We start from the raw sequence: 14,482 nt of genomic DNA, 5'->3' as shown, positions 1-14,482 counted from the left end.
CCGATGGGAAAGCTCGTGATACTCGGCGCCGGAGAAAGTGGCATTGGTGCGGCTCTTTTAGGGAAGAAGGAAGGATACGATGTATTCGTGTCGGACGGCGGACAGATCAAAGACATTTATAAACAGGAGCTGGCGGTGAACCACATCCCCTTCGAGGAAGGGCACCACTCCTGGGATATCATACTCGGTGCGGATGAGATCGTGAAGAGCCCGGGCATTCCGGAAAAGTCGGAATTAATGAAGAAAGTGCGGGAGCGCGGCATGTCCGTGATCTCGGAGATAGAGCTGGCCTGGCGGTTCAGTAAAGACAAAAAGATCATTGCCATTACGGGAAGCAACGGTAAAAGCACCACAACGGCGCTCACTTACCACATCTTCAAAACAGCCGGCCTGGACGCCGCGCTGGTGGGCAACATCGGCATCAGCTACGCCCGCCAGGTAGCCATCCAGCCCGCTGAGTATTACATCGTGGAGATCAGCAGCTTCCAGCTGGACGATATACGTGATTTCAAACCGGATGTAGCCATCCTGCTGAACATCACACCGGACCACCTGGACCGCTACGATTATAAAATGGAGAACTATGTGGCGTCGAAATTCCGCATAGCCATGAACCAGACGAAAGAAGATTATTTTATTTATTGTAAGGACGATCCGGAGATCAGGAATTACTTGGAAAAGAAACCCATTTATTCAGAACCAATACCTTTTAGCATTATGGAACATTTGAACGAAGGTGGATTTATTGAGAACGGCCAGGTGAATATACAGGTGAAAGACGAACCGGTCATTATGTCGATGTACGACCTGGCATTAAAAGGTAAACACAACATGTATAACTCAATGGCAGCAGGGATTGCGGGCCGCACGATGGATATACGGAAGGAAAAGATCCGGGACAGCCTCAGCACCTTCAACGGCCTGGAGCACCGGATGGAATACGTGGCTACCGTTCGCGGCGTGGACTTTATAAACGACAGCAAAGCGACCAACGTGAATTCCGTATGGTTCGCGCTGGAAAGCATGGAACGCCCGGTGGTGCTTATCATGGGCGGTGTGGACAAAGGCAACGACTACAGCGCCATCCGCGAGCTGGTGCGCGAGAAAGTAAAAGCGATCATCTGCCTGGGCGTGGACAACCGCCCCATTCACGAAGCGCTTTCCAAAGACATGGAAGTAATGGTGAATACAGACAATATGAAAGACGCCGTGGCGGCCGCCTTCCAGATGGCCGGCAAAGGTGACGTAGTACTGCTCTCCCCTGCCTGCGCGAGCTTCGACCTCTTCCGGAACTATGAAGAAAGAGGCCGCATGTTCAAGGAAGCGGTGAGAGAACTTTAACAAACAAAATGAACGCACGTGAACAACCTGCTTTATAGGACGAAAGGTGACAAGGTGATCTGGACGATCGTGTTCTTCCTGTCTGCCGTAAGCTTGTTGGCGGTGTACAGTTCAACCGGCTCTTTGGCATACCGGGTGTACAGCGGGCATACCGAGTACTACCTGTTCAAACAATTGTCCGTGCTCATTCTCGGATTGATGATCATTTATTTCGCGCACCGCGTGAACTATACCATCTATTCGAGAGTAGCGCAGATAGGGTTCCTGATATCCATCCCCCTGCTCGTGTATACGCTGGCGTTCGGCTCCAACCTGAACGATGCCAGCCGCTGGATACGCCTGCCGGTCATCAACCTGACCTTCCAGACTTCAGACATCGCGAAGCTGGCCTTGTTCATGTATGTGTCCCGGCAGCTCTCCCGCAAACAGCAGGTGATCACGGATTTCAGGAAGGGCTTTTTGCCGATCATTCTGCCCGTGGGCATCATCTGCGCGCTGATCATGCCGGCCAATATGAGTACGGCATTGTTGCTGGGCGCCAGCTGCATGCTGCTGTGTTTCATCGGCCGCGTGCCCATCAAATATCTCATGGCGATGGTAGGCGCCGTGGTGGTGCTGGTGCTGCTGATGTTCCTCATTGCCAAGGTATCCGGCAACAAAGGCCGTACGGAAACATGGGAGAAAAGGGTGGAAAGCTTTTTCAGCAAAGAAGACAGCGAAGTGCCTTACCAGGTGCAGCAGGCGAACATCGCGATAGCAGGCGGCGGTACATTGGGCAAAGGTCCGGGTAACAGTACGGCGCGGAATTTTTTACCGCATCCGTATTCTGATTTCATATATGCGATTATTCTGGAGGAGTATGGTATCTTTGGCGCTTTTTTAGTGTTGAGCGCATACCTTTTACTACTGCTGAGAAGCATCCGGATATTCAAAAAATGTCCGTTCGCATTTGGCGCGTTCCTGGCGCTTGGCCTCAGTGTTACGCTGGTAATACAGGCGCTGATGCATATGGCGGTGAACGTGCACCTGTTGCCGGTAACGGGTTTGACGCTGCCGCTGGTGAGCATGGGCGGATCTTCCGTGATCTTTACCAGTCTTGCTATCGGTATTATATTGAGCGTATCCCGGCATGTGGAAGAATCGGAAGGGCAGCAGGTTGCTGCTAATGTGGCGGTTGCGGCATAATTCGCGGACGCATGTTCGCGTTACCATAAAAACAGATTTTGACTTGGCACACAAAGTGATCATAGCAGGCGGCGGTACAGGAGGACATATCTTCCCGGCCATTGCCATTGCCAACGCCCTCCGCAAGCTGGAGCCGGATACGGAGATTCTTTTTGTGGGCGCCAAAGGCAAAATGGAAATGGAGAAAGTGCCGCAGGCGGGATACCCGATCGAAGGGCTGGATATTGCCGGTTTTAACCGCAGCAATATGCTGAAAAACCTGCTGCTGCCGTTCAAGCTGCTGAAAAGCCTCCGCCAGGCCCGTAACGTACTGAAGCAGTTTCAGCCGGACGTGGTCGTAGGTGTTGGCGGATACGCCAGCTTTCCCGTGCTGCGCCAGGCGCAACGCCGGGACATTCCCACCCTGATACAGGAACAGAATTCCTGGGCAGGGAAAAGTAACAAGATACTGGGCCGCAAGGCGGAAAAGATATGTGTGGCGTATGAAGGGATGGACAAGTTCTTTCCGGCAGACAAGATCCTGCAAACCGGCAACCCGGTGCGCGGGGCCATCACGCAGAGCGCCGTTTCCCGCGAAGAAGCGATGCTGCACTTCGGTCTTTCAATGGGCAAGCCTACTTTGTTCGCGGTAGGCGGAAGCCTCGGCGCAAAAGCCATCAACGACGCGCTGATGCCCCACCTGGCGGAATTTGTGAACAAGGACATACAGCTGATCTGGCAAACCGGCAAGCTGTACTACGATACGGCCAAAGCGGCGGCTACAAAGTACGCCACGCATGTGAAGGTCTATGACTTTATCAATGTGATGGACTTTGCCTACAAAGCAGCGGATGCCGTGATCTCCCGCGCGGGGGCCCTGGCCATCGCGGAACTGTGTGTAGTGAAAAAGCCGGTGATCTTCGTGCCCTATCCTTTCGCGGCGGAAGACCACCAGACGCAGAACGCGCTCAGCCTTGTTAACAAGCAGGCCGCGCTGATGATACCGAATAGTGAAGCCGGCGCGCGCCTCGTTAATGAAGCGCTCAGCCTGGTGCAGAACAAGGCGCTGATGCAGCAGCTGGAAGCGAACATCGCGCCGCTGGGGGGCATTAATGCAGACATGACTATCGCCCGGGCGGTGCTTGGGTTGATAAAATAAAGGTTCCGGCACGGCCGGAATGCATAAAACAGAAAGGTTCCCTAACGGGAACGGAATGCAGATAAAAGTACAACCAGTGTTGTGCGGGAATGCAAAAAAGAAAAGTTTCCCTAACGGGGAACGGATATATGGAACTGAGTAAAATACATAGGGTCTACTTTGTAGGTATCGGCGGCATCGGCATGAGCGCCATCGCCCGCTTCTTCCATGAGAAGGGCGTGGCCGTGAGCGGGTATGACAAAACGTCCACACAGCTCACACAACAGCTCGAAGCCGAAGGCATCCGCATCCACTACACGGAAGACCTGGACCAGATCGACCGTTCGGCGGACCTGGTGGTGTACACGCCCGCCATCCCCGCCGCACATACAGAACTGGTGTATTACCGCGAGAATGGTTATGAAGTAGTGAAACGCAGCGATGTGCTGCAGGAGATCACCCGCGAGCTGTTCGCCATCACCGTGGCGGGCACACATGGAAAGACCACCGTTTCCACCATGATCGCGCACCTGCTGCGGCATACCGGGTACGGCTGCAACGCCTTCCTCGGCGGCATCAGCTCCAACTATGGCAAGAACTTCTGGAGCAGCGACAAACAGGTGGCCGTGATAGAAGCCGATGAATACGACCGCTCCTTCCTCAAGCTGAGCCCTGACATTGCAATACTGACGGCGATGGACCCGGACCACCTGGACATCTACGGCACGGAAGCGGAAGTGGAAACGGCATTCATCCAGTACACGCAGAACATCAAGCCCAACGGCACCCTGCTGGCGAAGCACGGCCTGCCGCGCGGCCCGGAGCTGAAGGGCGACAACAAGCTCACCTACAGCCTGCAAAACAATGCCGCCGACATCTATGCCGCCAATATCAGGATGGAAGACGGAGGATATGAATTTGATGTGGTGCAGCAGGACTGGATGATCGACAAGGTGAAGCTCCGCATCGGCGGCATGCACAACGTGGAAAACGCGGTATCTGCCATCGGCGTGGCGCATTTGCTCGGCATCGGCAGTGACAAGATCCGTGCAGCGGTCGCTGATTTCAAAGGCATCCGCCGCCGCTTCGAATATTTAGTAAAAAAAGAGAATGCAGTTTATATCGATGATTATGCGCATCACCCGGAAGAGCTGCGGGCGCTGATCACCAGCGCAAAAACGCTGTTCCGCGAAAAAAAATGCACCGTCGTATTCCAGCCGCATCTTTTCACACGCACGAGAGATTTTGCGGAAGGGTTCGGGGAAGCGCTCTCGCTGGCGGACGAAGTGATACTGCTGCCTATCTATCCGGCAAGAGAACAGCCGATAGCAGGCGTGACCAGTGAAATGATCGCCGCGCGAATTGAAGGCCCGGTTGTAAAGATCATCGCGCGGGACGAGGTGCCGGCATACCTCCGGGAGCATCCGGCGGAACTGCTGATCACCGCCGGCGCGGGCGATATCGACCTGCTGCGTGAACCGTTACAGACATTATTGAACAAACCATAAAAAGTATCCGTTATCATGGCATCTAAAACCAGAACAGCTTTCAGGCGCATCACCACCCTCCTTCTGTGGAGCGGTGTGCTGGCGGGCTTTGTGGTGCTGCTCGCAGCAGCGGTGCAGGAAAAGGATACCGCAAAATGCAAAAGCGTGCGCGTGATCCTGCAGGGAGACGACCGCAATGCATTCATCGATGAAAATGATATCAAGGCGCTGATCACGAAAGACAAAACACAGAACCCCGTGGGCATGGCGATCAGTGATATCAACATCAACAACCTGGAACGCGTGGTGGAAGCAGATCCCTGGGTCCGCTCCGCAGAGCTGTACATCGACAACCAGCAGGTGCTGAATATCGAAGTCGTGCAACGCGATCCGCTGGCCCGGGTGTTCACCTTTTCCGGGAACAGCTTTTACCTGGATGAGCAGGGTGAGCGCATCCCGGTATCAGACCGCTTCTCCGCCCGGGTGCCCGTATTTACCGGCTTCCCCACCGAAGCAGCGAAGCTGAAGCAAGAAGACAGCCTGCTCTACCGGCAGATCAGCGCCATGGCGCGCTACATCGCCGCGGACTCCTTCTGGAACGCGCAGGTTGAACAGGTGGTCATCACCGGCGACCGCAAATTCGAGGTCATTCCCAAGCTCGGCGATCATGTGATCGTATTCGGCGAAGGAACGGACATCGGAAAGAAATTCGCCAAGCTGCTGCTGTTCTACCGCGAAGGGTTGAGCAAAGCAGGATGGAACACCTACTCGCGCATCAACATTGCCTATCATGAGGAAGTGATCGGAACGAGGAGAGATGGCAAAAGCGCACCCCCGCCACCCATGTACCGCGATTCTACCGTTGCCGACCTGGCAATGGACGATGATCACGGCACACCGGCAGCGGTATCACCTCCGAAACCGGCGGAAAAGCCCAAAGCAACGGCGAAACCCGCTTCCAGCACTGCTAAAAAGCCAGCAGCCAGAAAGCCCGCAAAGGCCAATGGCAAGCAGCCCAAAGCAGTATATCCTAACAACAAACGTAATAACCGCAACTAAAAAATAAACAACACCATGAATCAGGAAGCTCCCATCATTGTAGGTCTCGACATTGGAACCACGAAGATAGCTGCCATCGCAGGAAGGAAGAATGAATACGGGAAATTGGAAATCCTCGGATTCGGGAAGGCCCCATCATTTGGTGTGCAGCACGGCATGGTGCTGAACATCGATCAAACGATCAAGGCTATACGGCAGGCCCTGGAGAACTGCTATGCCTCCAACCCCAACCTTGAGATCAATGAAGTCTACGTCGGCATCGCCGGTCACCATATCAAAAGCCTCCAGACCCGCGGCGACATCGTGCGCAGCGACACGGATGCGGAGATCTCCCAGAAGGATATCGACCAGCTGATCAACGATCAGTACAAGACCGTCATCCCCGCCAGCGACCAGATCATCGACGTGATCCCGCAGCAATATATTGTGGACAGCCTGCAGAACATCACCTATCCCATCGGGATGAGCGGTGTGAAGGTAGGCGCCAACTTCCACATCATCACCGGCGACAAGAACGCGATCCGGAACATCAACCGCAGCGTGGAAAAGTCCGGGCTCCGCATCAAGGACCTCGTACTGCAGCCGCTTGCTTCCGCCGCCGCAGTCATGTGTGATATGGATTTTGAAGCCGGCGTGGCGATCGTGGACATCGGTGGTGGTACAACAGACCTCGCCGTATTCTACGAAGGCATACTGAAACATACTGCGGTGATCCCCTACGGCGGTGAGAACATCACCAACGATATCAAGAACGGCCTTGGCGTGCTGAAAACGCAGGCGGAACAAATGAAGGTACAGTTCGGCTACGCACTTGCGGACGAAGCCAAGAACAACGCCTACATCACCATTCCCGGACTCCGCGGCCAGAGCCCGAAAGAGATTTCCGTGAAGAACCTCGCCCACATCATCCAGGCAAGGATGAGCGAGATACTGGACTTCGTGGTATATCACCTGAAACAGATCGGGATGGACAACAAGATGCTGAACGGCGGTATCATCCTCACCGGCGGCGGCTCCCAGCTGAAACACCTTATTCAGTTAACCGAATACACCACTGGTGTTAGCGCCCGCATCGGCTATCCGAACGAACATCTCGCCAGCGGCCACACCGACGAATTGACCAAGCCCATGTACGCCACCTGCGTAGGGCTGATACTGAAAGGATATAATGATTATGAGAACGACAAACGCGCGCTCGAAGAGAATTATGTAAAGATCAACACCAGCTATTTCGCCAAAGAACAGGCGGCACGGGCAACTACGGAAGATGAAGACTGGATGGATGAAGAAGAGGATGCTTCAGAAACGCCGGGCGCGCGCCAGGACAGAAAAGCAAGAGAACGCAACGCCTCGCTGAAGGGTTTCCTGGACAGGATGAAAACAAAGATCATCGACATGTTCACCGAAGAAGAGGACGCCAAGCTGTAATGCAGTTCTGTGGCGTGATTGTTGCAAGTAAATATCAATTTTAAAAATAACGATCAAAACAGTAGCGTAGGAAAACGGTACGTTAATACTAACCCAAAAAAAGAGTAAGAGTCATGATACATTTTGATCTTCCAAAGGAAAAATCCTCCATCATCAAGGTCATTGGCATTGGTGGCGGTGGTAGCAACGCGGTGAACCACATGTTCAGCCAGAACATAGACGGGGTGAACTTCATCATTTGCAATACCGACGCACAGGCGATTGCAAACAGCCCCGTGCCCAACAAGGTACAGTTGGGACCGCATCTCACGCAGGGTTTGGGAGCCGGCGCCAATCCACGGATCGGCGAGCAGGCCACGGAAGAATCCTTTGAAGAAATCAAAAAGATACTGGAGGTGAATACCAAAATGGCGTTCATCACCGCAGGCATGGGCGGCGGCACGGGCACCGGCGGCGCTCCCATCATCGCCAAGATCTGTAAAGAGCTGGGCATCCTCACCGTGGGCATTGTAACCACGCCTTTCTCCTACGAAGGGAAGAAACGCATGCTGCAGGCCGAAGAAGGCATCAACCGCCTGAAAGATTATGTGGATACGTTGCTGATCATCTCGAACGACAAGCTGCGGCAGAAATTCGGCGACCTGAAGTTCAAGGCGGCATTCGAAAAAGCGGACAACGTACTGGCCACCGCCGCAAAATGTATCACCGATGTGATCAACTCCACCGGGCAGATCAACGTGGACTTTGCGGATGTGTGCACCGTGATGCGCAATGGCGGTGTAGCCATTCTCGGCGCAGCCGTTTCTGAAGGCGAGAACCGCGCCCAGAAAGCAATTGAAGAGGCGCTGACCTCACCGTTGCTGAACGACAACGATATCAAGGGAGCCAAATGGATCCTTATCAATATTTCTTCTTCCGAAGGCGAATTCGAACACACACTGGATGAAATGGATACGATCCAGGCTTACGTTCAAAGCATGGCCGGTGAGGATTGCGACGTGATCCTCGGTGTGGGCTACGATCAGGAACTGGACCGCAAACTGGGCGTGACTATCATCGCTACCGGCTTCGAGCAGAACCCTATTCAGCAGATCAAACCGGCTGCCAACACGGAAACTACTCCGAAAGAAGAACCGAAGATCGTGATGACGCTGGGTGAAGAAGGAGAAGAAAAAAAGATGAACAACCAGGGCATGCTTTTCTCTGATGAAGAACCGGAAGTGAAAGACATGATGGCGCCGAGGCTGGTGGAACCGCAGGTAACGCATCCCGTTCCCGCCGCCGCATTCGAGCCGCCTGTGCAGGAAGAGAAACAAACCTTCGTGCTGAACATCGAGCCCGTGGAACCGGAACCTGCTCCGGCGCCTGCCGCAGCACCCGCTCCGCCGGTACAGCAACAGCAGGCAGCTCAACAGCCGCAGCCTCCCGCGCAGAAACCGGCTGCTTCCACACCGCCTCCCGCCTCTTCCGGTGGGTACCTGAACCGCCCCTCCAACATCTATGTGGAGCCGGTGAACGATGACAAACCGGAAATGAAAATAGTGCTGAAAGATGAACCTGCCGCCGCACCGGAACAACCGGAACAGCCTTCACAGCAGCTGCAGGACGAGCAGATGGAAGAACAGAAGCGCAAGCAGATGGAGCGCGTTGCCAAACTGCGCAGCATCAGCTTTAACGTGAAGAACATGGAAAATAACCAGGAAATAGAAAACGTTCCTGCTTATCTGCGCCGCAACGTGGACCTGGACAACGGCGCCGGCTCCGCTGAACATTTCTACTCCGGATACACCGTGGGCAGCAATGGGGATAACCAGGCGGAGATCAATACCATTAATACATTCCTGGATGGCAAAAAGCCAGACTGAATAAATGACGTTTGATTGTTTTTTTAGTTGTGTTAAAAAAATCCTCCGATTCCTCGGAGGATTTTTTTGTGGGTATATCTTGTTGGCACCTTAGTCGTCCTGCCGGTATTTCTCGTGTATCCTTTTCAACTGCAAATTTGTAACAGGCGCCACCACCAGCGGGAACTTCTCCAGCGTCACATAGCTGGAATCCAGTCCAAAGCCCCGCTCCTCCGACAGCCCGATCCGCTTCAGGAAAAAGTAGATGCGCATGATGATGCGTTCGTGCAGCGGCAGGTCGTTATCGTGAGAGAGGAATTTTTCCATGACAATAAACTGGAAATCGCCCACCACATTGTTTTTGCTCAGTGATTCGTAGCGGCTGGTGATATTCACTTCCTTGTTGCGCACCATGTCTTCCACCACCATTCTGAACATGAGGTTGATGCGCTGCTCCACCCGGAAACCAAGGCGGAATTCCACCCGGATCACTTCATTCGGGATAATGGTCTGCACCGAGTATTCACTCATGTAAGGTTCATCCACCACATCCACATGCACAAACCAGTAAATATCCGCGCGCTTGGGCTTTTTATTGAGGACGGAATAGATGATCTTATGCTCGATCTCTTTCGGGTTGTCCGCGCTACTCATATACACGAGATGCGTGGCATATTTCGGGATGGACGTGTCGTTGCTCAATTCCTGCAGGATGGGCAGGTAATCTTCCAGCTTCACAAACTCCACGTAACGGTTCTTGATCTTGCGGGACCGGAACCAGGCATACATCACGAGGAAAAGGGCGCCGGCGACGATCACGGTCACGTAGCCGCCGTGCATGAACTTCACGAGGTTGGCGAAGAGGAAAGAGAATTCTATGGTCAGGTAAACAACTAAATACAGTGCGATCCACATCAGCTTTACCCGCCGGGTATACAGATAAAATGCAAAGAGGCAGGAGGTCATCAGCATGCAAATGGTGATGGAGAGGCCGTATGCGGCTTCCATTCTGCCGGATTCCCGGAAGATCAGCACAATCGCGCTGCATCCGACAAACAGCATCAGATTGATGCCGGGTATATAAAGCTGACCGCGTAATTCGGTGGGGTAATTGATTTTGAGTTTCGGCCAGAGGTTCAGGCGCATGGCTTCGGAAATCAGGGTAAACGACCCGGAGATCAGTGCCTGGCTGGCAATAATGGAGGCGATGGTGGCGATCAGTACCCCGAAGATCACAAACCACTCCGGCATGATGCTGAAAAAAGGATTAGTGCCGGCGTTGAGGGTCTGTCCTTCCTGCGTCAGCAGCCAGGCGCCTTGCCCCAAATAATTGAGTATCAGTGCGGATTTAACAAAGATCCAGGAGATGCGGATATTGCCCCGGCCGCAATGCCCCAGGTCGGAATACAGGGCTTCCGCCCCGGTGGTACAGAGGAATACCGCGCCGAGGATGAGAAAACCGTGGGGGTACAGGGTGAGTAGTTCAATAGCGTAGTAAGGATTAAATGCTTTCAGCACCGAGAGATCGTCCGCAATATGGGAAATGCCGAGTACAGCCAGCATACCAAACCAGATCATCATAATAGGCCCGAACATCCTGCCGATGGACACCGTACCAAACTGCTGCATAAAAAACATCCCGCTGATAATGACCAGCACGATCTTTACGATCGTCCATTCCCCCAGGTCGCGGAAGACCTGCAGCGTCCGCAGACCTTCGATCGCGGAAGTTACTGTAATGGGTGGGGTGATGATACCGTCTGCGAGGAGGGCCGCACCACCGATCATCCCGAAGATGACAGACCATCTCCCATGCCGCCTCACGAGGGCGTAGAGGGAAAATATCCCGCCTTCCCCTTTATTGTCTGCTTTCAGCGTGAGGATTACATATTTTACGGTGGTCTGAAGGGTGAGAGTCCAGATGATGCAGGAAATCGCTCCCGTGACCAGCAGTTCGCTGATCTCGTTGGTCCCGACAATGGCTTTGAATACGTAAAGCGGAGAGGTGCCGATATCGCCGTAGATGATCCCTAGCGCGACGATAAGACCGGCCAGGGTAGCTTTATTGAAATCTTTTACCACGCTGATAAAAATATAAGATGAAACCCCTTATAATGAAAGGCAGGTTCAAATTTAGTGATAATTACGAATTATCAATGTGAATTAAACAGCTATAAAAAAAGAGAGGTCCTGCGATATGCAGGACCTCTACAAGTTTTATTTACCTATGGAGTGGTATTAGTTGGCAGGAGCCAGGTCTACAGTACCAGCATCACCAGGAGTGTTTTGCTTGATGAAGCGGCCGCGGTCGATACCCTGTTTTTCAGCCAGGTAGTCGATTACAGCGTCAACACGGCGGGAGCTCAGGTCAACACCACCTTTCTTGCCTTTGGCACCAGCGTGGCCGGTAACCAGTACATTACAGGAAGGATTCTGACGCAGTGTGTTTGCTACGCTACCCAGAACAGCTTCGAAGTCGCTGGAGATCCTGGTAGAGCTACCTTTGAAGGAAACGCTCGGCAGAACCAGGCTAGCGCAGGAGAACGTCTGGATGTTCTTGCAGCACTCAGGATCCGGGCATTTACCAACGCCGTCAGCGTCAACAGGCTGGCAATAAGTCGGAGTGATGAGTTCTTTATCCTTGTAGTCAGGAACACCGTCACCGTCAGTATCTTTTGCTACACCGTGAGAATCAACAGGAGCACCTGCGGGTGTGTTGGGTTCGCGGTCGAACTGGTCAGTTACACCATCACCGTCAGCATCAGGCAGAACCGGAGTCGGCAGCTTCATGCGGCGGGGGCTGTTCAGCTCGTTGTAAGCGAAGTCCAGGGGATTAACCCACCAGAGGGGTTCAACACGTTTGTTCGGGTTGCCCAGGTTGAAGTTCAGGCGCAGGCTGGTGTAGGAGATGATGTCCTTGCTTGCGTCGTATGCACCTGCAGTGTAACCATCCAGATAGTCATCAAACGGCATGGTGATTTTCTCTTCAATACCGATGTTGAAACGTTTAGAAACTTTGAACGCGATACCAGTACCGAGGTTCAGTGCGTGACGGAGCAGTTGGTTGTCGTCCTGACGGCCAATCTGAACCCTGTTGCCCTGAGAAGGAGCATTTTGTTCAAAGTCTTTATCCCACATATCCTTCAGTTCGTCGCGGATATCTTTCTTTTTACCGCTGAAGTTAACGGTGCTGTAGTCGTAAGGAGCAGTGCCGTTCAGGGCGTCTACGTCTACGTCAGCAGCCAGAACACTATAACCAGCCAATACATACCAGTTTACTTTAGGCTGCGCCTTGTAGAACAGGATGTTGCTCAGAGAAGCGATCAGGTCCAAAGACAGCGCATGAGTAGCGGATTTGTAGTTGGGAACAACCATTCCACCGTTGTTTGCAGCTGTAGCAGCCCAAGCGTTGGAGTTTGAATAGTTAGGAGCCTTCAGCTGGTAATCCAGACCGTAGTCAAAAGAACCAGTATACTCACCTCTGATAGAGAAAGTATGACCGAGTGCTTTTCTTAAAGAGATACCGCCACCAAAGCCAGGCAGAGCTGCCACATCACCTTTAATAAAGTGGTAACCACCGTGGAAACCGAGTTCCCACATATTTCTTGGTTTAGCCGGATAGTCGGATTGGTTGTTTCTGAAGCTGTTAAATTGCTCCATATTACGAGCCGAAACTTTTGAGGAGTCGAGGGCGTCATAATTGGGTTTAACCTGCGCAAAACCAGGAGATGCAGCCAGAAGGGTCATTGCACCTGCCAGTAGTAAGTACTTTTTGCTTGCCATAATTGTTTTTTTATTTAAAAACTGTTAAAGATTTTACAATTAACGCGTTTTTTACCAAGCAAAGGTAAAAATCCTAAATGAATATACAAATTTTTCTTGCGATTTTATTTGCATTGGTAAGTGCCTCAAAATTAGTACATAATTAAAACATCCTTTAAAGAACTTCCGGGCATTAACTACAAATTCGGGGCCAAATTATCGAAATATGATATTTTAGGGCTAGCTTAGCGAACCTTTTTATTTAACACATGGAGGAAATTAAACAACTGATCGGTAAGGAATTACAGGATTTCGAAGGGAAATTTGCGGAGGCAGTGAAAAGTGATGTTCCCCTGCTGGACCGGATTATGCACTATATCGTTAAACGAAAAGGAAAGCAGATCAGGCCCATGTTCGTCATTCTGTCCGCCCGGCTCTTCTCCGGCGGCATCAATGAGAACACCTACCGCGCCGCCGCACTGGTGGAGATCCTCCATACCGCCACCCTGGTGCACGACGATGTAGTGGACGATTCCCTGGAACGCCGTGGTTTTTTTTCCATCAATGCCCTCTGGAAAAACAAGATCGCCGTACTGGTCGGGGATTACCTGCTTACCAAAGGATTGCTGCTGTCCCTCAACAATAACGACTACCGCACCCTCCAGATCCTTTCCATGGCCGTAAAAGAAATGAGTGAAGGAGAATTATTACAAATAGAAAAAACACGCAGGCTGGATATCAAAGAAGACATCTATTTCGAGATCATCCGCCGTAAAACGGCCTCCCTCCTCGCCTCCGCCTGCGCCGCAGGCGCCTGGAGCACCACCGCCTCAGAAGAAGAAACAGAAAGAATGCGCCTGTTCGGCGAAAAAGTAGGCATCGCCTTCCAGATCAAGGACGACCTGTTCGACTACGGCGCCGCCAACATCGGCAAACCCACCGGCATCGATATCCGGGAAAAGAAAATGACGCTTCCGCTGATCTACACCCTTCAGCATGGCAGCACCGCGCAGCGTAGACATATTATTAATATAGTAAAGAATTACAATAAGGATAAAGACAAAGTCAACGAAGTGATCGGGATGGTAAAGGAAAGCGGCGGTATCGCCTATACGCAGCAAAAAATGCTGCAGTACCGCGACGAAGCCCTGTCCATCCTGCATGAGCTCCCCGAAAGCGATGTGCGCGGCGGGCTTGAATCCCTGGTCCGTTTTACCACAGACCGGAAATTTTAACGGTTACGGTTTACAGGCAATTTA

General features: G+C 52.5%; 10 protein-coding genes. 8 read left to right on the top strand and 2 right to left on the bottom strand.

Features of this window, described 5'->3' with window-relative positions; all coding sequences use genetic code 11:
* Positions 1–3 precede the first annotated feature (3 nt).
* The 7 genes from murD (at position 4) to ftsZ (ending at position 9,482) form a co-directional block, all read left to right on the top strand.
* Positions 4–1,341, top strand: a complete 1,338-nt coding sequence (murD, locus tag CCY01nite_RS11215; protein WP_146861128.1) for a UDP-N-acetylmuramoyl-L-alanine--D-glutamate ligase — start codon at positions 4–6, stop codon at positions 1,339–1,341.
* Positions 1,342–1,359: 18 nt separating this feature from the next.
* On the top strand, positions 1,360–2,526 hold the full coding sequence (locus tag CCY01nite_RS11210; RefSeq protein WP_146861125.1) for an FtsW/RodA/SpoVE family cell cycle protein: 1,167 nt from the start codon (positions 1,360–1,362) through the stop codon (positions 2,524–2,526).
* Positions 2,527–2,569: 43 nt separating this feature from the next.
* Complete coding sequence (gene murG / locus CCY01nite_RS11205) at positions 2,570–3,664, top strand: undecaprenyldiphospho-muramoylpentapeptide beta-N-acetylglucosaminyltransferase (RefSeq protein ID WP_146861122.1); 1,095 nt, start codon at positions 2,570–2,572, stop codon at positions 3,662–3,664.
* Between the two features lie 89 nt (positions 3,665–3,753).
* Positions 3,754–5,151, top strand: coding sequence for a UDP-N-acetylmuramate--L-alanine ligase (murC, locus tag CCY01nite_RS11200; protein ID WP_246129911.1), 1,398 nt, complete (start codon positions 3,754–3,756; stop codon positions 5,149–5,151).
* A 15-nt stretch (positions 5,152–5,166) separates the two neighbouring features.
* Positions 5,167–6,189: a POTRA-like domain-containing protein gene (locus CCY01nite_RS11195; RefSeq protein ID WP_146861116.1), complete on the top strand. Its 1,023-nt coding sequence runs from the start codon at positions 5,167–5,169 to the stop codon at positions 6,187–6,189.
* A 15-nt stretch (positions 6,190–6,204) separates the two neighbouring features.
* Positions 6,205–7,617, top strand: a complete 1,413-nt coding sequence (gene ftsA, locus CCY01nite_RS11190) for a cell division protein FtsA (protein WP_146861113.1) — start codon at positions 6,205–6,207, stop codon at positions 7,615–7,617.
* 113 nt (positions 7,618–7,730) lie between these two features.
* Positions 7,731–9,482, top strand: coding sequence for a cell division protein FtsZ (gene ftsZ / locus CCY01nite_RS11185; protein WP_146861111.1), 1,752 nt, complete (start codon positions 7,731–7,733; stop codon positions 9,480–9,482).
* A 90-nt stretch (positions 9,483–9,572) separates the two neighbouring features.
* Here ftsZ and CCY01nite_RS11180 read toward each other — a convergent pair whose 3' ends face one another.
* A complete protein-coding gene (locus CCY01nite_RS11180; protein WP_146861108.1) occupies positions 9,573–11,543 on the bottom strand; it encodes a KUP/HAK/KT family potassium transporter in 1,971 nt (656 codons plus the stop codon).
* A 156-nt stretch (positions 11,544–11,699) separates the two neighbouring features.
* Positions 11,700–13,244 carry an OmpA family protein gene (locus tag CCY01nite_RS11175; protein ID WP_146861105.1) on the bottom strand — a complete coding sequence of 515 codons (1,545 nt, stop codon included), beginning with the start codon at positions 13,242–13,244 and terminating at the stop codon, positions 11,700–11,702.
* 248 nt (positions 13,245–13,492) lie between these two features.
* Between CCY01nite_RS11175 and CCY01nite_RS11170 the strand changes: the two genes are divergently transcribed.
* Positions 13,493–14,458 (top strand): polyprenyl synthetase family protein, encoded by a 966-nt coding sequence (locus CCY01nite_RS11170; protein WP_146861102.1) that lies wholly within the window; start codon positions 13,493–13,495, stop codon positions 14,456–14,458.
* The last annotated feature ends 24 nt before the right edge of the window (positions 14,459–14,482 follow it).

Source organism: Chitinophaga cymbidii, assembly GCF_007992715.1.
Lineage (GTDB): Bacteria > Bacteroidota > Bacteroidia > Chitinophagales > Chitinophagaceae > Chitinophaga > Chitinophaga cymbidii.
The sequence above is the reverse complement of the archived record's forward strand: the minus strand, read 5'-3'. Positions and strand labels throughout refer to the sequence as shown.